The 26127-nt window shown below is 69.7% G+C and carries 23 protein-coding genes; 8 read left to right on the top strand and 15 right to left on the bottom strand.

What is annotated here, in order from left to right; genetic code table 11:
• Positions 1-10: 10 nt before the first annotated feature.
• Entirely contained in the window at positions 11-1948 is a 1938-nt protein-coding gene (gene ggt, locus DYE23_RS12780) for a gamma-glutamyltransferase (protein WP_085981133.1), read from the top strand.
• On the opposite strand, the gene DYE23_RS12775 is transcribed toward ggt, so the two are convergent.
• Genes DYE23_RS12775 through DYE23_RS12765 form a run of 3 tightly spaced genes read right to left on the bottom strand, consistent with a single transcriptional unit; the run spans position 1917 to position 4160 of the window.
• Entirely contained in the window at positions 1917-2390 is a 474-nt protein-coding gene (locus DYE23_RS12775; protein WP_011894569.1) for a PH domain-containing protein, read from the bottom strand. The two genes, ggt and DYE23_RS12775, sit on opposite strands and share 32 nt — an antisense overlap.
• On the bottom strand, positions 2387-2866 hold the full coding sequence (ribH, locus tag DYE23_RS12770) for a 6,7-dimethyl-8-ribityllumazine synthase (RefSeq protein WP_011894570.1): 480 nt from the start codon (positions 2864-2866) through the stop codon (positions 2387-2389). Before ribH ends, DYE23_RS12775 begins: the two co-directional genes overlap by 4 nt.
• Positions 2867-2888: 22 nt before the next feature.
• Positions 2889-4160 carry a bifunctional 3,4-dihydroxy-2-butanone-4-phosphate synthase/GTP cyclohydrolase II gene (locus tag DYE23_RS12765; RefSeq protein ID WP_011894571.1) on the bottom strand — a complete coding sequence of 424 codons (1272 nt, stop codon included), beginning with the start codon at positions 4158-4160 and terminating at the stop codon, positions 2889-2891.
• 345 nt (positions 4161-4505) lie between these two features.
• Between DYE23_RS12765 and DYE23_RS12760 the strand changes: the two genes are divergently transcribed.
• Positions 4506-5891, top strand: coding sequence for a PE-PPE domain-containing protein (locus tag DYE23_RS12760; RefSeq protein ID WP_172527766.1), 1386 nt, complete (start codon positions 4506-4508; stop codon positions 5889-5891).
• 4 nt (positions 5892-5895) lie between these two features.
• On the opposite strand, the gene DYE23_RS12755 is transcribed toward DYE23_RS12760, so the two are convergent.
• On the bottom strand, positions 5896-6504 hold the full coding sequence (locus DYE23_RS12755) for a riboflavin synthase (RefSeq protein WP_172527765.1): 609 nt from the start codon (positions 6502-6504) through the stop codon (positions 5896-5898).
• Between the two features lie 42 nt (positions 6505-6546).
• Between DYE23_RS12755 and DYE23_RS12750 the strand changes: the two genes are divergently transcribed.
• The 4 genes from DYE23_RS12750 (at position 6547) to DYE23_RS12735 (ending at position 11576) form a co-directional block, all read left to right on the top strand.
• The gene (locus DYE23_RS12750; protein WP_115327338.1) at positions 6547-7524 is read left to right on the top strand and encodes a TIGR03885 family FMN-dependent LLM class oxidoreductase; all 978 of its coding nucleotides are present in this window, start codon (positions 6547-6549) and stop codon (positions 7522-7524) included.
• Complete coding sequence (locus DYE23_RS12745) at positions 7524-9203, top strand: alpha-amylase family protein (RefSeq protein ID WP_011894575.1); 1680 nt, start codon at positions 7524-7526, stop codon at positions 9201-9203. Before DYE23_RS12750 ends, DYE23_RS12745 begins: the two co-directional genes overlap by 1 nt.
• Positions 9204-9306: 103 nt before the next feature.
• Positions 9307-10011, top strand: a complete 705-nt coding sequence (locus tag DYE23_RS12740; protein WP_013471851.1) for an LppX_LprAFG lipoprotein — start codon at positions 9307-9309, stop codon at positions 10009-10011.
• Positions 10011-11576, top strand: coding sequence for an MFS transporter (locus DYE23_RS12735; RefSeq protein ID WP_013471852.1), 1566 nt, complete (start codon positions 10011-10013; stop codon positions 11574-11576). The genes DYE23_RS12740 and DYE23_RS12735 overlap by 1 nt, the downstream gene beginning before the upstream one ends.
• Here DYE23_RS12735 and DYE23_RS30865 read toward each other — a convergent pair.
• The 9 genes from DYE23_RS30865 to DYE23_RS12695 form a co-directional block, all read right to left on the bottom strand.
• Entirely contained in the window at positions 11543-11695 is a 153-nt protein-coding gene (locus DYE23_RS30865; protein WP_172527764.1) for a hypothetical protein, read from the bottom strand. The two genes, DYE23_RS12735 and DYE23_RS30865, sit on opposite strands and share 34 nt — an antisense overlap.
• Before the next feature lie 215 nt (positions 11696-11910).
• Positions 11911-12912 carry a bifunctional diaminohydroxyphosphoribosylaminopyrimidine deaminase/5-amino-6-(5-phosphoribosylamino)uracil reductase RibD gene (gene ribD, locus DYE23_RS12730; RefSeq protein ID WP_115327337.1) on the bottom strand — a complete coding sequence of 334 codons (1002 nt, stop codon included), beginning with the start codon at positions 12910-12912 and terminating at the stop codon, positions 11911-11913.
• A complete protein-coding gene (gene rpe, locus DYE23_RS12725) occupies positions 12909-13586 on the bottom strand; it encodes a ribulose-phosphate 3-epimerase (protein ID WP_115327336.1) in 678 nt (225 codons plus the stop codon). Before rpe ends, ribD begins: the two co-directional genes overlap by 4 nt.
• Before the next feature lie 24 nt (positions 13587-13610).
• Positions 13611-14999 (bottom strand): RsmB/NOP family class I SAM-dependent RNA methyltransferase, encoded by a 1389-nt coding sequence (locus tag DYE23_RS12720; protein ID WP_115327335.1) that lies wholly within the window; start codon positions 14997-14999, stop codon positions 13611-13613.
• Positions 14996-15928 carry a methionyl-tRNA formyltransferase gene (gene fmt / locus DYE23_RS12715; protein WP_115327334.1) on the bottom strand — a complete coding sequence of 311 codons (933 nt, stop codon included), beginning with the start codon at positions 15926-15928 and terminating at the stop codon, positions 14996-14998. The genes DYE23_RS12720 and fmt overlap by 4 nt, the downstream gene beginning before the upstream one ends.
• A gap of 28 nt (positions 15929-15956) precedes the next feature.
• Positions 15957-16496, bottom strand: a complete 540-nt coding sequence (locus DYE23_RS12710; protein WP_115327333.1) for a LemA family protein — start codon at positions 16494-16496, stop codon at positions 15957-15959.
• Positions 16490-18319, bottom strand: a complete 1830-nt coding sequence (locus DYE23_RS12705) for a DUF2207 domain-containing protein (protein ID WP_115328949.1) — start codon at positions 18317-18319, stop codon at positions 16490-16492. Before DYE23_RS12705 ends, DYE23_RS12710 begins: the two co-directional genes overlap by 7 nt.
• 5 nt (positions 18320-18324) lie before the next feature.
• Entirely contained in the window at positions 18325-20271 is a 1947-nt protein-coding gene (locus tag DYE23_RS12700; RefSeq protein ID WP_172527911.1) for a primosomal protein N', read from the bottom strand.
• A 59-nt stretch (positions 20272-20330) separates the two neighbouring features.
• Positions 20331-21029, bottom strand: coding sequence for a lysoplasmalogenase (locus DYE23_RS12695; protein ID WP_115327331.1), 699 nt, complete (start codon positions 21027-21029; stop codon positions 20331-20333).
• 49 nt (positions 21030-21078) lie between these two features.
• Here DYE23_RS12695 and DYE23_RS12690 point away from each other — a divergent pair, with 49 nt between their 5' ends.
• Complete coding sequence (locus DYE23_RS12690; RefSeq protein WP_013471858.1) at positions 21079-22005, top strand: alpha/beta hydrolase; 927 nt, start codon at positions 21079-21081, stop codon at positions 22003-22005.
• A gap of 18 nt (positions 22006-22023) precedes the next feature.
• Positions 22024-23517 (top strand): flavin-containing monooxygenase, encoded by a 1494-nt coding sequence (locus tag DYE23_RS12685; RefSeq protein WP_115327330.1) that lies wholly within the window; start codon positions 22024-22026, stop codon positions 23515-23517.
• Here the strand turns inward: DYE23_RS12685 and metK are convergent.
• Both metK and coaBC read right to left on the bottom strand, forming a co-directional pair.
• The gene (metK, locus tag DYE23_RS12680; RefSeq protein ID WP_011894589.1) at positions 23514-24722 is read right to left on the bottom strand and encodes a methionine adenosyltransferase; all 1209 of its coding nucleotides are present in this window, start codon (positions 24720-24722) and stop codon (positions 23514-23516) included. The genes DYE23_RS12685 and metK overlap by 4 nt on opposite strands.
• 150 nt (positions 24723-24872) lie before the next feature.
• On the bottom strand, positions 24873-26120 hold the full coding sequence (coaBC, locus tag DYE23_RS12675) for a bifunctional phosphopantothenoylcysteine decarboxylase/phosphopantothenate--cysteine ligase CoaBC (protein ID WP_011894590.1): 1248 nt from the start codon (positions 26118-26120) through the stop codon (positions 24873-24875).
• Positions 26121-26127: the final 7 nt, after the last annotated feature.

The raw sequence follows: 26127 nt of genomic DNA, 5'->3' as shown, positions 1-26127 counted from the left end.
CGTGGCAGTGATGTGGGCCACCCGCCGCACGACGACGTCCGCGCTGAGAGTCCTGCTGGGCCTCTCGCTGATCCTGACCGGTTGCACTGCGAGACAGGACACACCGGCCGCGCCGCCGGGCCCGTGCGACATCGTCGCCAACGGCACCCCGGTGTCGTCGGACGGCGGCCGGTCCGACGACACCGCGCCGGAGACCGCGACCGGCTATCGCAGCGACATGACCGCTGTCCACACCAGGTCCTACGCGGTCGCCACCGCCAACCCGCTCGCCACCAGGGCCGCGTGTGAGGTGCTGCGCGACGGAGGCACCGCGGCGGACGCGCTGGTGACCGCGCAGGCCGTGCTCGGCCTGGTCGAGCCCCAGTCCTCGGGACTCGGCGGCGGCGGTTTCCTGCTCTACTACGATGCCGCCGCGCAGTCGGTGCAGGCGTTCGACGGCCGCGAAACCGCGCCGGCGGCGGCGACCGAGAACTCCCTGCGCTGGATCTCCGACACCGACCGCACCGAGCCGAAACCCGATGCAAGGGCATCCGGACGCTCGATCGGGGTGCCCGGCATCGTCGCGATGCTGGCGCAGGTGCACGCCGAGCACGGCCGCACTCCGTGGCGCGACCTGTTCTCCCCCGCCGTCACCCTCGCCGACGACGGCTTCGACGTCAGCGCGCGCCTGGCGGCCGCCATCGCCGCCGCGGCGCCGAAGCTCGCACTCGACGACGACGCCGCCGCGTACTTCCTGAACGCCGACCGCACCCCGAAGTCGGCAGGCACCACGCTGACCAACCCGGCGTACGCCAAGACACTGGGCGCCGTGGCCGCCGACCCCGAGGCGTTCTACACCGGGGACATCGCACGGGCCATCGTCGCATCGGTCACCGACCCGTCAGGAGGACGCACGCCCGGTCTGATGACCGTCGAGGATCTCGCGGATTACACGGTCAAGCAGCGTGATCCGCTGTGCACCCCCTACCGCGGCAAGGAGATCTGCGGCATGCCGCCGCCGTCCTCGGGAGGAATCGCGGTCGCGGCCACGCTGGGCATGCTCGAACGTTTTCCGATGGCCGACCACGCCCCGACCGACGTCGATCTCAACGGCGGGCGGCCGTCGGTGATGGGCGTACACCTGATCTCCGAGGCCGAACGTCTGGCCTACGCCGACCGCGACCGTTACGTCGCCGACACGGATTTCGTGGCGCTACCCGGTGGATCACCGGACACGCTGCTGGGCAACGACTATCTCGCCGGACGTGCGGCGTTGATCTCCCCCGACCGGTCCATGGGCACCGCGGAGCCGGGCAACTTCGGCCCGCCCACCGCGCCGGTTCCGCCCACGCCGGAGCACGGCACGAGCCACGTCAGCGTGGTCGACCGCGACGGCAATGCGGCGTCACTGACGACCACCGTCGAGTCGGCGTTCGGCTCCTTCCACATGGTCGACGGGTTCCTGCTCAACAACCAGCTGACCGACTTCTCCGCCGAGCCCGCCGGCCCGGACGGGGCGCCCGTGGCCAACCGGCTCGAACCGGGGAAACGGCCCCGCAGCACGATGGCGCCGACCCTGATCTTCGACACCTCCGGACCCGATCGTCGGCTCTACGCGGTGGCCGGTTCACCGGGCGGGTCGACCATCATCCAGTTCGTCGTGAAAACCGTGGTGGGCATGCTCGATTGGGGTCTGGATCCCCAGCAGGCGGTGTCGATGGTCGACTTCGGCGCCGACAACTCGCCCGAGACCAACGTCGGCGGTGAACATCCGGTCATCGATACCGCGGACGACGGCGCCGACGACCCACTGGTGCGGGGCCTGCGTGAACTCGGCCACAAGGTCGATCTCGCCGATCAGTCCAGCGGTCTGTCCGCGATCGTCCGCGCCGGCGACGGCTGGGTGGGCGGAGCCGATCCGCGCCGCGAGGGCGCGGTCATGGGCGACGGGGACGCTCCTGTGAGTTGACGTCGTCGAGATAGCGGGTGATGAGCGCGCGCACCGTGTCCATCGACTCGACCGCACGCCCCTTGTCGACGGCCTGGATCGCCATCACCGGGACGTACTCGTCGTCGGGAAGATCGAGCCGCGCCCATCGGGCGCCTTCGTGGAACGACACGTCGACGACCTCGGTCCACGGGAAAAGGCGGTAGCCGAACAGATTTCGCACGGCGACTCCGGACGGCCCGACGCGCAGCCGGGGCCGCGCGAACAGCGTCACGAAGCAGGCGATGACGACACCGACCAACGCGATCGCCACCTGATCCGCGGTGCGGAACACCACCCCGGACGACCCGACCTTCAGCAGCGCTCCGACCGCCACGTGGGCGACCACGATGATGACCGCGGCACCCCACGCGAAGATCGGTGTGAGATGAGGCTTGACCTCGAGGTCCCAATCGCCGCTCACGACGGCGATGCCAGCTGACGCAGCGTCAGTGCCGTCGACAGCGCTGCCGCGGCGGCCTGGGCGCCCTTGTCCTCGGCGGAGTTCGGCAGCCCGGCCCGGTCCAGCGCCTGGTTCTCGGTGTTGACGGTGAGAACCCCGTTGGCCACGGGCGTCGACGCGTCCAGCGACACCCGGGTCAGACCCTGCGTTACGGCGTCACACACGTAGTCGAAATGTGGTGTCTCGCCGCGGATCACCACGCCGAGCGCGATCACCGCGTCGTGCGTGCGGGCCAGCGCCTGCGCGACCACCGGGATCTCGATGGCACCGAGCACCCGCACCACGGTCGGGTCGGTCACGCCGGCCTGCTCGGCCACCTTGCGGGCACCGTCGAGCAGCGCGTCACAAATGGTCTCGTGCCACGTGCTCGCCACGATCGCCAGCGTCACGTCCTCGGCGTGCAGCGCGGGCATGTCGGGAACACCGGCGCCACTCATTTCTCCGCTCCGCTCCGGGCCCTCACACCGCACCGCCGAACTCACCGGGCACTGCTTCGTCGAAATCATCCAGGCCGACGAGGTCGTGGCCCATGCGGTCGCGCTTGGTCATCAGGTACCGGATGTTCTCCGCGTTGGCGCGCACCGGAAGCGGCACACGCTCGATGATGTGCAGGCCGTAGCCGTCGAGTCCGACCCGTTTGGCCGGGTTGTTGGTCAGCAGACGCATCGACCGCACCCCGAGGTCGACCAGGATCTGCGCGCCGGTGCCGTAGTCGCGAGCGTCGGCGGGCAAGCCCAGTTTGAGGTTCGCGTCGACGGTGTCGTCGCCGGCGTCCTGCAGCTGGTAGGCCTGCAACTTGTGCATCAGGCCGATGCCACGGCCCTCGTGACCGCGCATGTAGAGCACGATGCCGCGGCCTTCCCGCGCGACCATCGCCAGCGCGGCATCCAGTTGCGGACCGCAGTCACAGCGGCGTGAGCCGAACACGTCCCCGGTCAGGCACTCGGAGTGCACCCGCACCAGCACGTCGTGGCCGTCGCCGTGAGGTCCGGCGATGTCGCCCTTGACCAGCGCGACATGCTCGACGTCCTCGTAGATGCTGGTGTAACCGACCGCGCGGAACTCGCCGTGCCGGGTCGGGATGCGCGCCTCCGCGACGCGGGCGATGTGCTTCTCGTGCTTGCGCCGCCACTCGATCAGGTCCGCGATCGAGATCAGCGCCAGGTCGTGTTCGTCGGCGAAGATGCGCAGCTCATCGGTCTGCGCCATCGCTCCCTCGTCCTTCTGGCTGACGATCTCGCAGATGGTGCCGGCGGCCTGCAGGCCGGCGAGCCTGGCGAGGTCGACAGCGGCCTCGGTGTGGCCGGGCCGTCGCAGCACACCACCGTCCTTGGCCCGCAACGGCACCACATGGCCGGGCTTGGTGAAATCGTCGGCGACCGAGTCGGGGTCGGCCAGCAAGCGCATGGTCGTCGCCCGGTCGGACGCCGAAATTCCGGTCCCCACACCGACTTTCGCGTCGACCGTGACTGTGTAGGCGGTGCCGTGCTTGTCCTGGTTGACCGCGTACATCGGCAGCAGTCCCAGCCGGTCACAGATCTCACCGGCCAGCGGCACACACAGATAGCCCGACGTGTAGCGGACCATGAACGCGACGAGCTCGGGAGTGGCTTTCTCCGCGGCGAAGATCAGGTCGCCTTCGTTCTCTCGGTCTTCGTCGTCGATGACGACCACGGCCTTGCCTGCGGCTATGTCGGCAACCGCGCGCTCGACCGAATCCAGCCTCGTCATCTTCACCACCCTTGCCGGCTCCGGGAGGCCCGGAACCACGTGTCAACACCCTTCAGTATGAACCACGGCAGGTCCTCGCTTATTGCCCGCTCGTTCGGTCGGCTCCGACCGCGCGGGCGGACACCGGGTCGCCGACGCCCGGTCAGGGATCCGCGTGACCGTAGCCACCCCTGCGGCGCCGTGTCCAGCGGCTTCTCGCCTACTGAAATTTCTCAACGCAACGGCTTAGCAGACCGGCGTCGTCGACGGGATTTTGCCGGCAACCCGTGGGGTACGCGTTTGCCAACAACATTTGTGGCAAACAAAGCACTCACCGGGGGCGATACACCGATGCAGAAATCCCGCATGAAGAAATGGGGCCCGTTCGTGACGACCGGACTGGCCGTGGAGGCGGCCGTCCTGCTGGGCGTCGCCCATACCGTCGAGACACCGGTCATGCCGGTGCACCTGCTGTCGGCGAGCATCTTCGTCGACGGCACCAAGCCGGTGATCGGAGCAGAGGACGGGGTGCCGTTCCTCCGGATGGCCGACAGTTTCCAGGGGCGCTATGCAGCGGAGGGATCGAATCTCACCTTCGTGGACTATCCCCGCAGCCTCGGAATGGCGACCGGCTTCACCGACCCGACGTACAACGAATCGGAGGCCGACGCCGCTGCCAAGATCGTCAGAGGGATACGCCAGGCGCGCGCCGACGACCCGACGGGCACCATCTACGTCGTCGGCTATTCGCAGGGCGCCGGCACGGTGGCCGGTGCCCTGGCCGAACTCGAACGCGATCCGGACTTCCACACCGGCGACGTCGAATTCGTCCTGGCGAGCAACCCTCGCCGCAACAGCGGAGGAATCCTGACGAGACTCCCCGCCGGGGTGTATGTGCCTCTGGTCGGCGTGACCTTCGGTGAGGGCACCACGCCGGAGCGAACGAAGGTGCTGCAGGTGTCCAAGATGTACGACGGCATCTCCGACGCGCCGGACTTCGTCCTCAACATCGCCGCGGACGCGAACGCCGTCCTGGGGTTCGTCTACCTGCACTCCGGCTACTACCAGGAGATCGATCCGAACGATCCGTCGGCCATCGTGACCACCAGCCGCGACGGCCTCGTCACCGACAAACTGATTCCCACCCCCGTCGGTCAACTTCCTCTGACGATGCCGCTGCTCGAGCTGGGCGTCCCGCCGGACCTGGTGACGGCCTTGGACCCGTTCCTGAGGGCTGTCATCGAAACCGGCTACGAGCGTCCGGACGCCGGCGTCGCGGGCACCTTCCCTTCCGAGCCCGTGCCGTTTCGCCTCGTCCCCCCGCCGACGCGGTGGGTCTCGGACGCCCAGACCGTGGCCGCCGGTGCCGTGCGCTCCGCACAACTCCTCAGCGACGTCGCGGAGTCGACCCCGACGATCGTCCGGCAACGACCGGTGGTGTCCGCGCCCCGCCGTGACGACGCCCTACCTGCTGTCGAGCTCGACTTCGGTGACGTCGCCGAACCGTCGGACGACATCGAGCGGCCCGCCCGTCTTCGTGGCCCTCGGCTGTGGGCTGCGGACCGGGAGGACACCGGTCGGGCGTTCAGCGGTTGGAGGCCGGGTGACCTGATGCGATCCGCGTGGGAACAGCAGCCGCCCACCGGTTCTCGGGCAGCAGATGCCGAACCGGACGACGACGCGGGCAAGACAGACGCGGGCAAGACAGACGCCGCCAAGACGGATCCGTCGACTGCCGACGATCAGAGCTGACCCACTATCCGCCCGAGGGGTCTCGCTGACCGAGCAACCGCTCGACGTACTTCGCGATCACGTCCACCTCGAGATTGACGGGCGCCCCCACGGCCGCGCGGCCCAGCGTCGTCATGTCCAGGGTGGTCGGAATCAGCGACACCTCGAACCAGTCGGGCCCGAGCCCCGACACTGTCAGCGACACCCCGTCGACGGTGATGGACCCCTTCTGAACGACATACCGTGCCAGTGTTTCCGGCAGAGCGATCCGCACCACGGTCCAGTGCTCGGACGGGGTGCGCGAGACGATGTGCCCCGTCCCGTCGACATGGCCCTGGACGATGTGCCCGCCCAGCCGGCTGTTGATCGCCGCGGCACGCTCAAGGTTCACCCGGGCGCCGACGTCGACGCCACGCAGACTGGACCGGTTCAGCGTCTCGGCCATCACGTCGGCGGAGAACGAACCGTCGGCCAACACGTCGACGACCGTCAGGCACACGCCGTTGACCGCGATCGAATCGCCGTGTCCCGCATCCGAAGTCACGATCGGACCCCGGATGACCAGGCGCGCCGAGTCACCGAGGTCCTCGACACCGACGACTTCACCCAGCTCTTCGACTATTCCGGTGAACACCACGACAGCCTAGACCTGGCGGGATCGGGGTATTCCGGAGCGATGACGGTCATCGGATTTCACTGCTCGCACGAACAGATCCCGCCGGGTCAGCTGTTGCACGACGTACAGCACGCCGAACAGGCGGGCTTCACGGCCGCGATGTCCTCGGACCACTTCAGCCCGTGGAGCGAACGGCAGAACGAGTCCGGATTCGCGTGGGCCTTCCTCGGCGCCGCCCTGGCCACGACGAAGCTGCCGTTCGGGGTGGTGAACGCACCTGGTCAGCGCTACCACCCGGCGATCATCGCCCAGGCGATCGCGACGCTGGCGCAGATGTTCCCGGGCCGGATCTGGGCTGCGCTGGGATCCGGTGAGGCCTCCAACGAGCGCATCACCGGCGACGTCTGGCCGCGCAAGGAGATCCGCGACCAACGACTCGTCGAATGCGTCGACGTCATCCGTCGGCTCCTCAAGGGTGAGGAGGTCAGCGTCGACGGACTGATCCACGTGAACCGCGCGAGGCTGTGGACGCTGCCGGAGACCGTCCCCGACCTGGTCGGTCCCGCCATCACGCCGGCGACGGCTGCCCGTCACGCGGCATGGGCCGACGCGCTGATCACAGTCAACCAGCCCGCCGAGACGCTGCGGCAGGTGCTCGATTCCTACCGGGACGCCGGCGGTCGCGGTCCGGCGCGGCTCCAGATCCACCTCAGCTGGGCACCGACCGACGAGGAGGCGCTGGCGATCGCGCACGACCAGTGGCGCACCAACGTGCTCGGCCCGCCGGTGTCCTGGGACATCGAGACCGTCGAGGCGTTCGACACGATCGGTGAGGCCGTCACCCCGGAGCAGATGGAGCCGTCTGTGCGGATCTCCAGCGATCTCGGTCGGCACGCGGCGTGGCTGCAGGAATATCTCGACCAGGGCTGGGACGAGCTGTATCTGCATTTCGTCGGCCAGCACCAGCGATCCTTCATCGACGCCTTCGGCGAGCACGTGCTGCCGCAGCTCTCGCCGAGCGCGCCCGCGGTGCCGTGATGAGAACCATCGAGACCGGCGACCTGTGGTGGAAGAACGCCGTCGTCTACTGCGCCGACATCGAGACGTTCTACGACTGGAACGGCGACGGCTGCGGAGACATCCGCGGAATGACCGAACGCATCGAGTACCTGGCCGACCTCGGCATCACGTGCCTGTGGCTGATGCCGTTCTATCCGACCGCGCGCAAGGACGACGGCTATGACATCACCGACTTCTTCGGCGTCGACGAGCGACTGGGTAACCTCGGCGACTTCGTCGAGCTGATCCGCACCGCCGGGTCACACGGGATCCGGGTGATCGTCGACTTCGTGATGAACCACACCTCCGACGCACACCCGTGGTTCAAGTCGGCCAGGCGCGGCACCGATGATCCGTACCGCGACTACTACGTCTGGACCGCCACCGAGCCACCCGACACCTCCGAAGACGTCGTGTTCCCCGACCAGGAGGACAGTCTCTGGGAGCTCGACCCGAAGACCGGCCAGTGGTACCTGCACCACTTCTACAAACATCAACCGGACCTGAACATCGCCAATCCACAGGTGCAGGAAGAGATCTCACGGACACTGGGCTTCTGGCTGCAACTCGGCGTCGCCGGATTCCGTGTCGACGCCGTCCCGTTCCTGTTCGCCCGCGACGGCGCTCCCGGCGATCCGGGGGTCTTCGACCCGTTCCAGTACCTCGGAGACGTGCGCAATTTCGTCACCCGCCGTGTCGGCGACGCCGTGCTTCTCGGTGAGGTCAACGTGCCCTACAAGGATCAGAAGGCGTTCTTCGGAGGATCTGACGGCGACGGCCTGAACATGCAGTTCGACTTCATCGGCATGCAGAGCATGTACCTGTCGCTGGCGCGCGGCGACGCGCGCCCTCTGGCGAAAGCGCTGCGAAGTCGGCCATCGCTGGACGTGACCAGCCAGTGGGCCAATTTCGCGCGCAATCACGATGAACTCACGTTGGACAAGCTCAGCGACAGTGAGCGCCAGGAGGTGTTCGACGCGTTCGGGCCCGACCCCGACATGCAGCTCTACGACCGCGGGCTGCGGCGACGGCTACCGTCGATGCTCGGCGCCGACCAGCGTCGGATGCGCATGGTGTACTCGCTGGCGTTCTCGCTGCCCGGCACTCCCGTGCTGTTCTACGGCGAGGAGATCGGCATGGCCGAGAACCTGGATGTCCCAGGACGATTCGCGGTGCGCACCCCGATGCAGTGGACCTCGGGCACCAACGGAGGGTTCTCGACGGCGCCGAAGCGCAGGCTGCCCCGGCCGCTGCCCGAGGGGCTCTTCGGCCCCGACCGGGTCAACGTCGCCGATCAACGCCGCGACCATCGGTCGTTCTGGTGGTTCGTGCGCGACCTGATCTACACCTACCGACAGCAACCCGAGATCGGGTGGTCGACGGTGGAAATCCTCAAGCAGCCCCACACCGCCGTGCTGGCCCACGTCTGCCGCGAGTCGTCGGGCTGGGCGATGGTCGGGCTGCACAACTTCGGCGCCGACGGTTGCCTGGTCCCGCTGACGCTCGGTGACCTTCCTGAGGGTTCCCGCCTGGTGGACCTGCTCGACGGGCGCGCCGAATTTCCTGTCGATGCCCGCGGCGGGATCGAACTGTCGTTGGAGGGCTACGGATACCGCTGGCTACGGCTGCTCAGACCGGACGATCCGCCGATCATCTGAGCGCCCCGGAAATCCGGGAACAGGCAGTTGGGAAGGGGTGCCACCGGGTCGACCCGCGGCGCGGAGCACACGACCCGACACCCGAACCCTCTACGATGCAGGCATGCAGACCCGCCTGTTGGCGATCTTCGCCGCCCTTTTCGCTGCCGTCGCCCTGCTCGCAGGGTGCTCCAGCTCGTCCACAGAAGACTCGGGGAAAGATCTCCCCGACCCGACGACGCTGCTCAGCGAGTCCTCCGAGACGACCAGGAACCAGACGAGCGCCCACCTCACGCTGTCCGTGCAGGGTCAGATCGCCGAGCTGCCGGTCGAACAGCTCGAAGGCGACCTGACGCAGACCCCCGCCGTCGCCGCCAAGGGCACGGCGAACATCATCTTCCTCGGTCAGCGGCTCAACGACGTCGAGTTCGTGGTGTCCGACGGCGACCTCTGGGCCACGATCACCGCCGGCGGATCGCTGTCGAACTTCGGTCCGGCCGCCGACGTGTACGACGTCGCCGCCATCCTCGATCCGAACGTCGGCCTGGCCAACGTCCTGGCGAACTTCTCCAACCCCAGCGCCGACGGCCGGGAAACGGTCGAGGGGACGCAGACCGTGCGGGTCACCGGCGAGGTCAGCGCCGACGCCGTCAACAAGATCGCGCCGCAGATCGGCGCCACCGGTCCGGTGCCCGGTACCGCGTGGGTCGCCGAAGAAGGTGATCACAAGCTCATGCAGGTGCGGCTGGAGCCCTCGCCCGGCAACAGCGTCACGATGACGCTGTCGAAGTGGGGCGAGCCGGTGACCGTCGACAAACCTGCGGTGTGATGCCCACAATCACTGCTCCCGCCGCCACCAATCGCCTGATCGCGATCAGCGCGGGCTCGCTCGCCGTCATCCTCGGGGCGCTCGACACCTACGTCGTCGTCACGATCATGGTCGACATCATGAGCGATGTCGGTATCGGCATCAACGAGATCCAGCGGGTCACCCCGATCATCACCGGCTACCTGCTCGGCTACATCGCCGCGATGCCGCTGCTGGGACGCGCGTCCGACAGGTTCGGCCGCAAGATGCTGATCCAGGTCAGCCTCGCCGGTTTTGCGCTCGGCTCCGTGGTGACCGCGATGTCCACCGACCTCGACATCCTGGTGCTGGGCCGCGTGATCCAAGGCACCGCCAGCGGTGCGCTGCTGCCGGTCACGCTCGCGCTGGCCGCCGATCTGTGGGCCGCGCGCAACCGCGCGGCGGTGCTGGGGTGGGTCGGCGCCGCCCAGGAACTGGGCAGCGTGCTCGGCCCCATCTACGGCATCTCGCTGGTGTGGCTGTTCCACCACTGGCAGTCGGTCTTCTGGGTCAACGTCCCGCTGGCGCTGGTCGCGATGGTGATGATCCACTTCAGCCTGCCCGGGCGGATGGAGACCGAGGTCCCCCAGAAGATCGACGTCGTCGGCGGCCTGCTTCTCGCCGTGGCCTTGGGCCTCGCGGTGATCGGCCTGTACAACCCGAAACCGGACGGCAAGGAGGTCCTGCCCAGCTGGGGCGTGCCCGTCCTGATCGCGGCGCTGATCGCGGCCGTGGCCTTCTTCGTCTGGGAGAAGTTCGCGCGCACCCGCCTGCTGGACCCGAAGGGGGTCCGGTTCCGGCCCTTCCTGGCCGCGCTGGGCGCCTCCCTGGCCGCCGGAGCCGCACTGATGGTGACGCTGGTCAACGTGGAGCTGTTCGCGCAGGGCGTCCTGGGCAAGGATCAGATCGAGGCGGCGTTCCTGCTGCTGTGGTTCCTCGCCGCGCTTCCCGTCGGCGCGCTGCTCGGCGGCTGGCTGGCCACCCGGGTCGGCGACCGGATCATCGCGTTCGCGGGCCTGCTGATCGCCGCGGGCGGTTACCTGCTGATCTCGCACTGGCCGGCCGATGTGCTGGAGGCGCGCCACAGCATCGGCTTCCTCAGCCTTCCGGTGCTCGGCACCGACCTGATCATCACCGGTTTCGGTCTCGGGCTGGTGATCGGGCCGCTGACGTCGGCGACGCTGCGGGTGGTGCCGTCGGCGCAGCACGGCATCGCCTCGGCCGCGGTCGTGGTGTCCCGGATGATCGGCATGCTCATCGGCATCGCCGCGCTGTCGGCGTGGGGTCTCTACCGCTTCAACCAGCATCTGGCGAGCCTGCCGGCCAGCGCGGGCGGCGACTCACTGGCCGAGCGGCTGGCGGCCGAGGCCAACCGCGTCCGCGAGGCCTACGTCCTGCAGTACGCCGAGATCTTCACCATCACCGCGGTGGTGTGTGTGGTGGGCGCCGTGCTGGGCCTTCTGATCGCGGCCCGCGACACGCACGCCGAGGAGACGGATCCGGTCGAGGACGCTCAGCAGCGCTCGAGTCCGCGTCCCATCAGCTGAAGGTCTGCGACAGGCTCGGTGTGGTTGGAGGTCAGGCCACGCCACGCATCGACGATGGCGGACTTGATGGTGTTCGGATTGACCGGGGTGATGTTGATCCAGTCCTGCAGTGCAGTCATGGTCGTTGTGTCCTTTGTTCGTGCTCACCATGCGCAACTCAACGGTGAAAGCGCGATATTCCCGCCTTACTCGGCGTACTCGGCGGCATCTGGCAGAAGTCTACCGAGATCCGGTGTCCGATCCGCCCGCCACGCGTTGGGCACGGTGTGTGCTTGCCCACCCAAGCGGCTACACCCCGATTTTGGAAACGATTGAATAACAGCCAGATAACGGATCAGTTCGGGACGAGGCTCAGCAGCACGTCGGGCCCGATGGCCTGCATGCCGTCGAACCGCCAGCGGTGCGCCTGTGTGATGCTCGACACCCCCACGTCATCGACAGCCGTCACGGGACCGCCGAGCAGAATCGGTGCGACATAAGCAAGTATCCGGTCGATCGCGCCGGCGCGCAGGAACGCGCCGGCCAGCGTGGGCCCACCCTCCACGAGCACGTCGGTGCGATCCGTCAACGCCTTGATCACCTCGTGGGGGTCGCGTGTCCGGATCACCATGGTCCGCGAATCGTCGTTGAGAACCGTTGCGTCGGGTGAGATCTCGCGCATCCCGACGACGACACGCAGCGGCTGGTGGTCGGCCAGACTGCCGTCGGGAAGACGTGCCGTCAGCGCCGGGTCGTCGGCGAACACCGTGCCCGTTCCGGCGACGATCGCGTCGGCGGCCGCGCGCCGGCGGTGTACGTCGGCACGGGACGCCTCGCTGGTGATCCACTGGCTGGTGCCGTCGGCCGCAGCGCTGCGGCCGTCCACACTGGCAGCGAATTTCCATGTCACATGCGGCTTTCCGGTGCGCTGTTTGTGCAACCACTCCCGCAGCGGTCCCCCGGTGACCGCATCCGCTCCCACCCCGGCGCTGACCCGCACACCGGCCGCGGCGAGGCGCGCGGCACCGCCGGCGGCCGCCGGATTGGGATCGGCGACGGCGAACGCGACGGCGGCCACCCCGGCATCGATCAGCGCATCGACACACGGCGGCGTGCGACCGAAGTGGTTGCACGGCTCCAGGGTCACCACCGCCGTTCCCCCGGCGACCCGCTCGCCGGCACGGCGCAGCGCCACCACCTCGGCGTGCGGGCCGCCGGTCGGAGCGGTCGCGCCGACGCCGGCGATCTCACCGTCTGAGTCCAGAATCACCGCGCCCACAGGCGGATTGGGGTAGGTCCTGCCTTTCACCCGCTCCGACTGCGCGATGGCCGCCGCCATCGCCGCGTCCAGGTTCACAGGACCAGATGACGCGACGCCGCGGCAGCCTGGCTGCGCAGCGACTGCACCGCGGCGGCTGGATCCTCGGCGCTGTAGACCGCCGAGCCCGCGACGAAGCAGTCGACACCGGCTTCGGCGGCCTCCTCGATGGTGTCGGCGTTGATGCCGCCGTCGATCTCGATGACGATGGTCAACTCGCCGGAATCGACCAACCGGCGCACGATTCCGACCTTCGGCAGCACCTCCGCGATGAACTTCTGGCCGCCGAAGCCCGGCTCGACCGACATCACCAGCAGCGTGTCGAACTCGCGCAGGATCTCCAGATACGGCTCGATCGGCGTCCCCGGCTTGATGGACAGCCCGGCCTTGGCGCCGGCGGCGCGGATGTCGCGGGCGACCGCGACCGGATTGTCGGTGGCCTCGGCGTGGATGGTCACGTTGTAGGCGCCCGCCTCGGCGTACGGCGGCGCCCACCGCTCGGGGTTCTCGATCATCAGATGGCAGTCCATCGGGATGTCGGTGACCTTCAGCAGCGATTCCACCACCGGCAGGCCGAGCGTGAGATTCGGCACGAAGTGGTTGTCCATGACGTCGACGTGCAGCCAGTCGGCGCCGTCGACTGCGGCGGCCTCCTCGGCGAGCCTGGCGAAGTCGGCGGCCAGGATCGACGGTGCGATCAGCGGTTTGGGCATGGGGTTCAGCCTACGACGCGCGGGTCACCGGGCCGCAGCGTCGACCCGAAGAGCGGCGGCGAACATCGCGTCGGTGCCGTGCCGGTGCGGCCACAGCTGTACCGACGGGCCATCTCCGGTGTCGGTGGCGGGCGAGAACAGCTCACGCGTGTCCAGGGCGGTCACCGGCTGCCGGCGCAGCGCGTCGGCCACCACGCCGGCGGTCTCGGCCAGGTGCGGCGAACATGTCGCGTAGAGCACCACTCCTCCCGGCCTGGTCAGCCGAATCGCGGCGGCGAGCAACTCGCGTTGCAGCTTGGCCAGCGCGGGCACGTCGCCGGGCTGACGCCGCCAGCGGGCTTCGGGTCTGCGCCGCAGCGCACCGAGACCGGTGCACGGCGCGTCCACGAGCACCCGGTCGAAGCCCGGCGTCAGCCCTGACTCCCGGCCGTCGACCCGGACCACGTCCACCGGCAGGCCCGCGGTGTTCTGCTCGACGAGCTCGGCGCGCCGCGGGGCGGGTTCTACCGCGGTCACCGTCGCGCCCGACGGCTGTCCCAGCGCGGCCAGCAGCGCCGTCTTGCCACCCGGGCCGGCGCACAGATCCAGCCAGCGGCCACCGTCGGGGCCGTCGACCGGGGCCAGGGTCAGCGCGCGGGCGACGAGCTGGCTGCCCTCGTCCTGCACCAGGGCGCGGCTCTCGCGCACCGCGGCGACGCCACCGGGATCGCCGTCGCCGAGGTACACCGCGTACGGCGAGTACCTGCCCACGGTGCCGCCGGTCTGTTCGGCGAGTTCGGCGGCGGTGAGCATCCCCGGCCGGGCCGCGAGGTGAACTTCGGGTCGGGAGTCGTCGCTGGCCAGCAGTGCGCCCAGTTCACCGGCCCGCGCGCCCAGCGCATCGGCGAACGCCTGGCCGATCCACCGGGGGTGGGCGTGGACGAACGCGAGGTGCCCGACCGGGTCGGTGGCCGCCGGCGGGGCGAGTTCGGCGACCCAGTCCGCCTCGTCACGGCGTGCGATGGTGCGCAGCACCCCGTTGACGAAACCTGCTCGCGCCGTGTCGAATTCGAGACCCGCCTGCTCGACGGTCGTCGACACCGCGGCGTGGTCGTCGACGCGAGTGCGCAGGATTTGATACGCGCCGAGCCGCAGTAGATCCAGCAGGATCGGGTCGATGTGGTCGACCGGGCGGCCCGCCGCGGCCGCGATCACCGCGTCCAGCAGTCCCTTGGCGCGGCACGTTCCGTAGGTCAGCTCCGTGGCGAACGCCGCGTCGCGCCCGGTGATCCGGCGGTCCCGCAGCAGCGCCGGCAGTGCCAGGTTGGCGTAGGAGTCGCGCTCGGAGACCGCACGCAGCACATCGAAGGCCGCCTGCCGAGCCGGATCCAGCCGCTTGCGGCGGGGCGGACGCTTCTTGTCGGGTCGCGTCATCGGGCCCTCCGGATGTCCTCGGCGCGCGCGCCACGCGCCCAGTCGGCGGCGTTCATCGACTTCTTGCCCGGCGGCTGCACCGTGCCGAGCAGCACCGCGTCCGTTGCGGTGCCGACGTGTACATGCTTCTTGCCCACCCGGATCTCCCCCGGCTCAAGATCTTTCGGTCCGTCCTCGGGCACCGTGACGGGCCCGACCTTGATGCGCAGTTCGCCGGCCATGGTCCAGGCGCCCGGGTTCGGAGTGACCGAACGGATCCGCCGGTCGACCACGTGCGCCGGTAGCTCCCAACGGATGCGGGCGTCGTCGACGCTGACCTTGGGCGCGATGCTGACCCCCTCGGCGGGCTGCGGCACCGCGGTCAGTGTGCCGTCCTCGATCCCGTCCATGGTCGCCTCCAGCAGGCCGGCCCCGGACTCGGCGAGCCGGCCGAGCAGGTCGCCAGCGGTGTCGGTGGGCCGGATCGTCTCCGTGACCACCCCGTAGACCGGACCGGAGTCGAGGCTGAGTTCGATCTGGAACGTCGTGGCGCCGGTGACCTCGTCGCCCGCGGCGAGCGCGGCCTGCACCGGCGCGGCGCCGCGCCATGCAGGCAGCACCGAGAAATGCAGGTTCACCCAGCCGTGGGCAGGGACTGTGAGCAGTTCCTCGCGCAGCAGGGCGCCGTAGGCGACGACGGCGCAGCAGTCCGGTGCCAGCGCGGCGAGTTCGGCGACGAACTCCTCCGAGTTGGGCCGCGGCGGCTTCAGCACCGGGATACCGTGCGCGGCGGCCAGCTCGGCCACCGGCGACGGGCTCGGCCGGCCGCGCCGCCCCGCGGCCGCGTCGGGGCGGGTCAGGACGGCGATCACGTCGTGGCGGGCGGAATCGATCAGCCGCTGCAGGGACGGGAGGGCGGGTTCCGGGGTGCCGGCGAAGACGAGACGCACCGAGACAGTCTAGGGAGGAGCCGGACGATCAAGCCCGGGGCGTCTGGTAGTACTCCTTCTCGGTCACACCGGTCAGCGGCGCGACGAACATCCACGGAATCGTGGACAGTTGCCGGTTGAGGGTGGCCGCCGCGTCGTTGTAGTACTGCCGCGCGAACGCGAGCTTGTCCTCCGTGTCGGCCAGATTGCGTTGCAGGTCGAGGAAGTTGGTCGACGAGTTCAGCTGCGGATAGGACTGACCCAGCGCCCACAGCGGCTCCAGCGCCGAATCGAGGCGCTGCTCGGCCGCGCTGCGTTCGGCGACCGAATTGCCCCCCGTCGCCGAGGTCAGTGCCGCCCGGGCATCGGTCACGTGGTCGAGGACGGCCTTCTCGTGCGCGGCGAAGGTCTGCACGGTGTGCACGAGGCTCGGGATCAGCGACGCGCGTCGCGTGAGCTCGACGTCGATGCCCGACAGCGCCTCGGCGACCCGCACATCGGCCGACCGGATCCTGTTGTAGCCCATCACGAAACCGATGAGGACCAGCACGGCCACCACCAGGATGACGGCGAGCAGGAAACTCACCACGATCCACCTCCTCCTCCGCCGCCCCCGCCGCCTCCCCCGCCACTGCTGAAGCTGCTTCCGCCGCCCGAGGACGAGGACGACGCCTGCGACGCGGTGTAGGCGCCGATCGAGGACGACAGCGCCGATTCGAAGCTGTCGAAATCACCGCCTCCGGCCCCACCCGAGAAGGCGGTTCCGGAGCTCGACGAGTGCGATGATCCATACCACTCCGGTTGGGGCGCAACCGAACCGGTGTAATCCTGATACTTCTGCGCCCATACCGCCGCGACGCCCGCGGCGACGGCGAACGGCACGTAGGCGATGTAGAGGTCTTTGCGCGCCGAGAAGTCGAACCGGCTCTCCGCCGAATCGGTGGACAACAAGCGGTGGAAGCCACCGACCCGCGACCAGAGGTCGCGGCCCGCCGCGGTGCGCCGGGTGCCCACTCCGTCGCGCCAGGACCCCGCCGAGAGCAGGAAGAACACCGCGAACGGCACCGCCCACATGGTGGCCGGGAATCCCCAGCGGAAGAACGCGCAGACCATCAGGATGAATGCGACGGCGTTGGCCGCACGCAACCACAGCTCCTTCTTGCGCGGCACCATCAGCCCGGTGTCGAGGGCCCACGACTCGACCGCCTTGGCCATGTCCGTCTTGGCCTTGTTGAGCTTCTCGCCCGATTTGGCAGTCTTCTTCGCCTCGAACTCCGACCCTCTGTTGATGATCTTCAACCGCGACGCCACCGCCACGCTGACCGGATCGATGTCACCCCATCGCCCGGGCTCGGCGGTGCTGGTGATCTTCCAGTGGGTGTCGTTGACCTGCCGCAGACGGATCAGGTCCTGCTCGGCGAGATAGAACAGGGTGGCGGTGAGCCCGTGCTTGGACACCGACTCCGTGCGGATGTATTCGGCCTGCACCGGGCCCAGCCCCGGCGGAGGTGCGTACTGCAGCGGGAAGCCCGGCGGCTTCTCCAGCACGCTGCGGAACCACAGCAGCGCGATGGCACCGAGCAGTACCGCCAGCGCGCCGACCCCCACCGCACCGCTGACGGACTGTCCGAGCACACGGTCCCAGGTGTAGGGCCAGGGCAGGGTGGCGCGCGGCGGGGTGGGCACGTCCACGCCGGCGCGCACCGTCACCGGGGTGCGCGGCGGCAGGTCCTGTGCGCTGAACCGGACGCGGTTGCCGTCGACGGTCAGGCCGTCGCATGCGCGTCCGACACCGAATCCGACCGAGCACTGTGCGGCGCCGGCCCCGCCCGGCAGGGTCAGCGTGACGTCGGCGCGTTCGATGCGGTTGTTCCAGGCGGGGGCGATCACGTTCCAGAAGAAGACGCTTTCAGATGGTGTTCCCCCGCCGACCGTCTCGGCGAACTGACGGTCGGCGCCGACATCGCCGGGGTCGAGGACACTGGGGATGGTGTAGCGGATCTCGAAGACGTGGGTGCCGTCGCTGAGATAGCGATCGGCGTCGCCGATTTTGGCCACCCGGAAGCGACCGGCGTCCTCCCAGAGCATCTGGTAGGTGACCGGTCGGCCGTCGAGCAGGATCGACTGGATCTCGGGCTTCTGGCGCAGGTGGGGGTCGTTCTGGTTGGCCACGTCCCAGTACCGGAAGATGCCGTGGCGGTCGGTGCTGTAGAACTCCGTCGTGATGGTCTCGACCGCGGTCATCGTGCCGTCGGCGGCGATGGCCATGTTCACGTCGTAGTGGCTGATCACGACCGGGTCGTCGATGTCGGTGGGGTCGCCGGACCCGCCGTCGAAGACCACCGGCCACAGCACCCCGAACGCGATCAAGATCAACGGAATCAGCGCCTTGAGCACCCGCCCCGCCGTCATGGGCATCACCCTATGTGCAACGGGTCGATCTGGACGCGGACTGGCTCGTGATCGTGGCGTGCACTCTGCACCACCGTCGCGCGTCGCAGCGCCGCGGCCAGCTCCAGGCCGCCGTCACGCGGCACCCGTACCAGCATCCGGCTCACCGTCACATCCACGGCGATGCCGGCCGGGCGGCGCGCGCCGACGGGTAGGTCGACCGGCCCGAGCACCTCCGCGCCGTCGGGCAGTGCGGCCGCGTGCAGCAGCGCGTCGACCGCAGCCGGGACACCGTCGAGGGCGGCCATGTGCGTCGCCGGCGGCAACCCGACCTCGGTGCGACCGTCGAGTTCGGCCTCCGCGTGACCGACCGGGTCCCAGCGGATCAGCGCCTGCACCGTCGGGATCGCGGATTCGGCCACCACCGCGACCACACCCCCGTCGGCACGGCTGCGGACCATCGCCGACGCCGCCATCCAGCGTCGCAGGGTGTCCTCGGCGGCGCGCAGATCCTGGCGGCCCAGCAGTGCCCAACTGTCGAGCAGCAGCGCGGCGCCGTAGCCGCCGTCGGCGACCGGCTCGACGCCCGGGGTCGCGACGACGACGGCGGCGCGCTGCGGCACCGAGGCGACGACGTCGTCACCGCCGGAGGTGATCACCTGGGCGCCGGGGAAGGCGCGGCCGAGTTCCTCGGCGGTACGGCGGGCGCCGACGACGACCGCGCGGATCGCGTCGGATCCGCACCGCGCGCAGCGCATCGACAGCTCTTCGCGTCCACACCAGCGGCACACCACGCCCGGAGCGTCGCGGGCCGGCAGCGACAGCGGACCCGTGCAGTGTCGGCAGCGGGCGACGGCGCGGCATTTCGCGCACGACAGCGCCGGCACGTATCCGCGCCGCGGCACCTGGACGAGGACGGGCATGTTCGCGGCCAGCGCGGAGCGGGCGGCGTCGAGGGCGACGGTCGGCAACCTCGCGGTGCGGGCGGCGGCATCGCGCTCGTGGGCATAGGCGCTGTCCTCCAGCGCGATCACGCGCGGCGCGTGGGCGCGGACGGTCTGCCGGGTCGCCGTCAGGTCGTGCGCCCACCCGCTGCGGACCAGCGCCTGCGCTTCGGCCGTGCGGGCGTAGCCGCCGACCATCGCCGCGCACCGCAGCTGATGGGCCCGCAGCATCGCGACCTCGCGGGCGTGCGGGTAGGGCGCCCGCGGCTCGGCGAGCGAGTCGTCTCCGTCGTCCCACATCAACACCAGACCCAGATCGGCGACGGGTGCGAAAACCGCGCTGCGCGTGCCGATGACGACCCGGGCCTGCCCGCGCAGAACCGAGAGCCACCGCCGGTACCGCTCAGCCGGGCCGAGGCCCGCCGACAGCGCGACGACCCGACCGGCGTCGACCCGCTCGATCGCGGCGGCGTGCAACAGGTCGACATCGCGCTGGTCGGGAACCACCGCGAGCACCCCCCGCCCGGCGCCCACGGTCACCGCGGCCGCCTCGGCCAGCCGGTGCGGCCACGTTTCGCCGGGCAGCGCCTGCCACACCGCACGCGCGGCCCGGGCATCCTGCAGCGCCGAGACGAACTGCGCCCCGCCGCTGTAGGCCGCCCACGCGGCGGTGTCGACCGGCGCGACAGTGAACGGTTCCACCGGAACCGGGGGCTTCTTCTCCACGGTCGCGTGCCGGGGTGGAACGGCGAGCCGCAGCACGTCGGCGCGGGTACCGGCGTATCGGGCGGCCACGGCGTCGACGAGCCGCCGTACGTCGTGGGTCAGCACACACTCGGGTGAGACGATCTTGTCGAGCCACCCGAGTTTGCCCACATGATCTGTGTCGGAACGTCTTTCGAGGACGAAGGCGTCCACGAGCCTGCCGTGGAAGCGGACCTTGGCCCGCACGCCGGGCTGGGCGTCGTCGGACTGCTCGGCGGGCACCAGGTAGTCGAACTCGCGGTCGAGATGGGGCACCGTCAGCATCGGCAGCACACGGGCGATCGGCTCGTGTTCGGCGGCGTGGCGCGCGGTGGTCGTCCCGGTCACAGCGCAGGTGTAGCAGAGGGCTCCGACCTTCTGCCGAACAGCAGTCCCGCCGTGATCAGCAGCAGCGATGTGGCGTACACCCACCAGATCGGCACCGCCAACGCCTCGGACCCGAGCACGAAGACGTTGATGCCGATCATCGCGTCCGACACCGCGAAGCACACCGCGCCCAGCGCCGTCCACGGCGTGGGCAGATCGGCGAGCAACGCGACACACACCATCGCGCCGAGCACGCCGATGTACGCGGTGACGGGCACCGCCATCCCCTGCTCGAGCAGCCGCGGCCAGAACCACACCAGCAGTGCCGCACACGCGAGGACGGTGACGATGACCGCGGCGACCCGCACGGGGGTGCGCCGGGCCAGCGGGAGCAGCGCGGCCAGGAAACACAGGTGGGCGACCAGGAACGCCGCGAGTCCGAGCACGAACGACGGTTCCCACCACGGCATCGCCAGCAGGTAGTCCCCGGCCGCCGAGAACAGCAGCGCCCCGACGAGCCAGACCCGTTCCCGCACCACACCGTGGGTCAGCGCCGCCCCGGCGAGCAGCACCGCGGCCAGGGCCTTGACCGCCGGTTGCAGGACGAACCGCCCGGTCAGCTCCGCACCGGCGTGCACCTGGGTCGCGGCGACGATCAGGAACACCCCGTAGGCCGCCGCCACGACCGCGGCCGAGATCCACAGCGTCCGAGTCATGCACAGAAGCTATCGCCTCGGCTCGTGGCGGGGTGCGTACGGTGTGGGCATGGCTGCCCTCGATCCGGTTCTGCAGACGGTTCTCGACGCCGTCCCGTTCCAGCTGACGACCGACGGCGGACCGGAAGCGGCGCGCCGACGCTTCCGGGATCTGCCGCGCAGCCCGGTCCACCCGGACGTCGAAACGCAGGACCGTGCCATCGACGGTCCGGCGGGCCCGATCGCGCTGCGCATCTACCGCCCTCCGACCGAGCAGTCGGTGCTCCCGGTCGTCGTCTTCCTCCACGGCGGCGGCTGGACGGTCGGCGATCTCGACACCTACGACGGGCAGGCACGGATGCACGCCGCCGGCGCCGGGGCGGTCGTCGTGTCCGTCGACTACCGCCTCGCCCCCGAACATCCCTATCCGGCGGCCGTCGAGGACGTGTGGGCCGCGACGCGCTGGGTGGCCGACAACGCCGACCAGATCGGCGCCGACGCGGACAGGGTCGCGGTGGCCGGGGATTCCGCCGGCGGCAACCTCGCCGCGGTGACGGCCCAGTCGGCCCGCGACGCCGGCATCGCCTTGCGCTTCCAGCTGCTCTGGTACCCGTCGACGACGTTCGACACCTCACTGCCGTCGTTCCGGGAGAACGCGGACGCGCCGATCCTCGACCTGGCCTCCTGCAAGGGTTTCAGCCGCTGGTACGTCGGTGACCTCGATCTGTCCGGACCGTCGGGGCCCCCCGTCACCCTGGTGCCGGCCCGCGGTGATCTGACGGGTCTGCCGCCGGCGTACATCGCGGTGGCGGGCCACGACCCGCTGCGCGACGACGGGGTCAGGTACGCGGAGCTGCTCACCGCGGCCGGGGTGCCGGTCGAACTGCACCACGCCGAGTCGCTGGTGCACGGCTACCTCGGCTACGCCGGCATCGTTCCGGCCGCGACCGAGGCCACCGAACGTGGCCTGGAGGCCTTGCGTGCCGCGCTAGCGTGAGTTGACCGAAGGAGCGCCATGACCAAGCCCGACTTCCACACCGTCATCGTCGGCGCAGGATTCTCCGGGATCGGGGCGGCCATCCAGCTCGATCGCGCCGGCATGCCGGACTTCCTCATCGTCGAGGCCGGCGACGAGCCCGGCGGCACGTGGTACTGGAACACCTATCCCGGTGTCGCAGTGGACATTCCGTCGTTCTCCTACCAGTTCTCGTTCGAGCAGAGCACCGAGTGGTCCCGGACCTATGCGCCGGGGAGGGAGCTCAAGTCCTATGCCGACCACTGTTTCGACAAGTACGGGCTGCGGTCGAGGACCCGGTTCGCGACGACCGTGCGCAGCGCCGAGTTCGACGATTCCGCGGGTCTCTGGCGGCTGGCCGTCGAGTCGGGCGGCGTGCAGAGCACGGTGACGGCCAGGTTCGTGATCAACGCCGGCGGCGCCCTGACGGTGCCGAACCTGCCCGACATCCCGGGCGTCGACTCCTTCGCGGGCACGACGATCCACACCGCACGCTGGGACCACGACGTCGACCTCACGGGCAAGCGCGTCGCGATCATCGGCACCGGGGCGTCGGCCGTTCAGGTCATCCCCGAGATCGCGCCGATCGTGGCGCGGCTCACGGTCTTTCAGCGCACCCCGATCTGGTGTTTCCCGAAGTTCGACGTCCCGCTGTCGAGGACGGCGAGGGCGATGATGCGGCTGCCGTTCGGCCAGACGCTGCAGCGCTTCCTCAGCCAGGCCTACGTGGAGCTGACGTTCCCGCTGGCGGCGCAGTACTTCACCGTGAACCCGATGGCGAAGCGGATGAGCAGAATGGGCCTGGCCTACCTGCGTCGCCAGGTGAAGGATCCGGTGGTGCGCGAGAAGCTGACGCCGCGCTACGCCGTCGGCTGCAAACGCCCGGGGTTCCACAACACCTACCTGGCGACGTTCAACCGCGACAACGTCGAGCTGGTGACCGAACCCATCGACAAGATCACCGGTGCCGGCGTGGCGACCACGGACGGGCAGCTGCGCGACGCCGACGTGCTGATCCTCGCGACGGGGTTCAAGGTGCTCGACACCGAGAACGTCCCGACCTACCGGGTGACCGGTTCGGGCGGGCGTTCCCTGTCCCGATTCTGGGAGGAGAACCGGCTGCAGGCCTACGAGGGGGTGAGCGTGCCGGGCTTCCCGAACTTCTTCACGGTGTTCGGGCCGTACGGCTACGTCGGCTCCTCGTACTTCGCGCTGATCGAGGCACAGACCCGCCACATCGTGCGCTGCCTGGCCGAGGCCGGTCGGCGCGGCGCGTCACGGGTGGAGGTGCGCCGCGAGGCCAACGACCGGTACTTCGCCGAGATGATGCGCAAACGGCACCGCCAGATCTTCTGGCAGGACAGCTGCCGCCTGTCGAACAGCTACTACTTCGATCAGCACGGGGACGTGCCGCTGCGGCCGGCCAGCACGCTGGAGGCGCACTGGCGCAGCCGCAGCTTCCCGATCGACGACTACGAGTTCGCCGTGTCCTAGACGGCTGACTTCAGGTCGTCGACCTTGTTGAGCTGCTCCCACGGCAGTTCGATGTCGGTGCGGCCGAAGTGGCCGTACGCCGCGGTGGGCGCGTAGATCGGGCGCAGCAGGTCGAGGTCGCGGACGATCGCACCCGGACGCAGGTCGAACACCTCGCCGATGGCCTTCTCAATCTTGACCGGGTCGACGGTCTCGGAGCCGAACGTCTCGACGAACAGCCCGACGGGTGCGGCCTTGCCGATCGCGTAGGCGACCTGGACCTCGACGCGCTCGGCGAGGCCGGCGGCGACGACATTCTTGGCCACCCAGCGCATCGCGTACGCCGCGGAGCGGTCCACCTTCGACGGATCCTTGCCCGAGAAGGCGCCGCCGCCGTGGCGGGCCCAGCCGCCGTAGGTGTCGACGATGATCTTGCGGCCGGTCAGACCGGCGTCACCCATCGGGCCGCCGAGCACGAACTTGCCGGTCGGGTTGACCAGGATCCGCGGATTCGAGGTGTCCAGCGTCTGGTGGCCGAGTTCGGTGAGCACCGCGTCGATGACGTGCTGCTTGATCTCCGGCTCCAGCTGGCTGTCCAGCTCGATGCCGTCAGCGTGCTGGGTGGAGAGCACCACGGTGTCCAGGCGGACCGGGGTGGTGCCGTCGTACTGCACGGTGACCTGGGTCTTGCCGTCGGGACGCAGGTAGTCCAGCGTGCCGTTCTTGCGGACCTCGGTCAGCTTGCGCGAGAGGCGGTGGGCCAGCGCGATCGGCAGCGGCATCAGCTCGGGGGTGTCGGCGATCGCGTAGCCGAACATCAGGCCCTGGTCGCCGGCGCCCTGCGAGTCGAGCGGGTCGGCCGCGCCGCCGACGCGGGTCTCGTGCGCGGTGTCGACGCCTTGGGCGATGTCGGGCGACTGCCGTCCGATGCCGATGTTGACACCGCAGGTCTCGCCGTCGAAGCCCTTGTCGGAGTGGTCGTAGCCGATCTCGAGGATGCGCTCGCGCACGGTGTTGGTGATGTCGGCGAAGGCTTCCTTCGCGTTCGTGGTGACCTCACCGACCACGTGGACCTGTCCGGTGGTCACCAGCGTCTCCACGGCGACACGGGACTTCGGGTCGCCCGCGAGCAACGCGTCGAGCACCGAGTCGCTGATGGCGTCGCAGATCTTGTCGGGATGACCTTCGGTCACCGACTCACTGGTAAACAGCCGAGCTTCACTCACGTCCGGTTCCTTCCACTCAAGCGCACCTGAGATAGGTAGTACGTCAACTTATAGCGAGGCGACCGCGCGACTCCGGGCGCCCCTCGCACCCAAGCCTGTCCCCCCGCCGCGCGCAACCCTTACGCGCATCCTGACAGCTTTTTCGTGGCCTTACCCCGCACCGGAGTGCAGGAAGGCTGCGATCGCGTCCACAATACGGCTGGCGATCACCGTCTTCGACCCGTGTTCGAGCGCGGATTCCGATCCGTCGGACGACAGCAGCCAGCCGTCGTTGTGGTCGACCTCGAAGGCGCGGTTCTCCCCGACGGCGTTGACGACCAGCAGGTCGCATCCTTTGCGCGTCAGCTTGGCCCGGGCGTGGAACAGCACATCCCCGTTCGCGTCGCCGGTTTCGGCGGCGAATCCGACGATCGCGGCCATGTTGGGCAGCTGGCCGTCGTCGCGGGCGCGGACCGCACCGGCGAGGACGTCGTCGTTGCGGATCAACTCGATGGCCGGGTCCGTCGTCGCGTCGGGGCCCTTCTTGATCTTGCTGGTCGCGGGGTGGGCGGGACGGAAGTCCGCGACGGCCGCGGCCATCACCAGCACGTTGGCGTCGGGGGCGTGTTTGGACACCGCATCGCGCAGCTGGGTCGCCGACCCGACGTGCACGACGTGCACTCCGGCCGGATCGATGAGGCCCGCGGTGTTGCCGGCGATCAGCGTGACGTCGGCGCCGCGCTGGGCCATGACCCGTGCCACCGCATAGCCCTGCTTGCCCGAACTGCGGTTGCCGATGAAACGGACGGGGTCGATGGGTTCGCGGGTGCCACCCGCGGTGACCAGCGCCCGGACTCCGGCGAGATCGTGGGGCAAGGCGTCGCCGCGGGCGAGCAGCAGTTGCGCGACGGTGGTGATCTCCTCGGCCTCGGGCAGTCGGCCGGGGCCGGTGTCCGCGCCGGTCAGACGCCCGGAGGCGGGTTCCATCACGACGCATCCGCGCCGGCGCAGCGTCGCGACGTTGTCGACCGTGGCGGGGTGCTGCCACATCTCGGTGTGCATCGCGGGCGCGTACAGCACCGGGCACCGGGCGGTCAGCAGGGTCGCGGTCAGGAGGTCGTCGGCACGGCCGACCGCGGCGCGCGCCAGCAGGTCAGCCGTCGCCGGGGCGACGACGACGAGATCGGCGGCCTGCCCGATCCGGACGTGCGGCACCTCGTGGACGTCTTCGAAGACGCCCGTGTGGACCGGATTACCGGACAGAGCCTCGAACGTCGCGGCTCCGACGAACTTCAGCGCGGATTCGGTCGGGACGACCCGGACGGAATGACCGGCTTCGGTGAGCTGGCGGACGACCGTGGCCGCCTTGTAGGCGGCGATGCCACCGGCGACGCCGACGATGATCCGCTTGGCAGCCACCGCTCCG

The sequence above is a fragment of the Mycolicibacterium gilvum genome, from assembly GCF_900454025.1.
GTDB lineage: Bacteria > Actinomycetota > Actinomycetes > Mycobacteriales > Mycobacteriaceae > Mycobacterium > Mycobacterium gilvum.
Note: the sequence above shows the minus strand (reverse complement) of the source record. Positions and strands in the feature narration are given on the sequence as shown.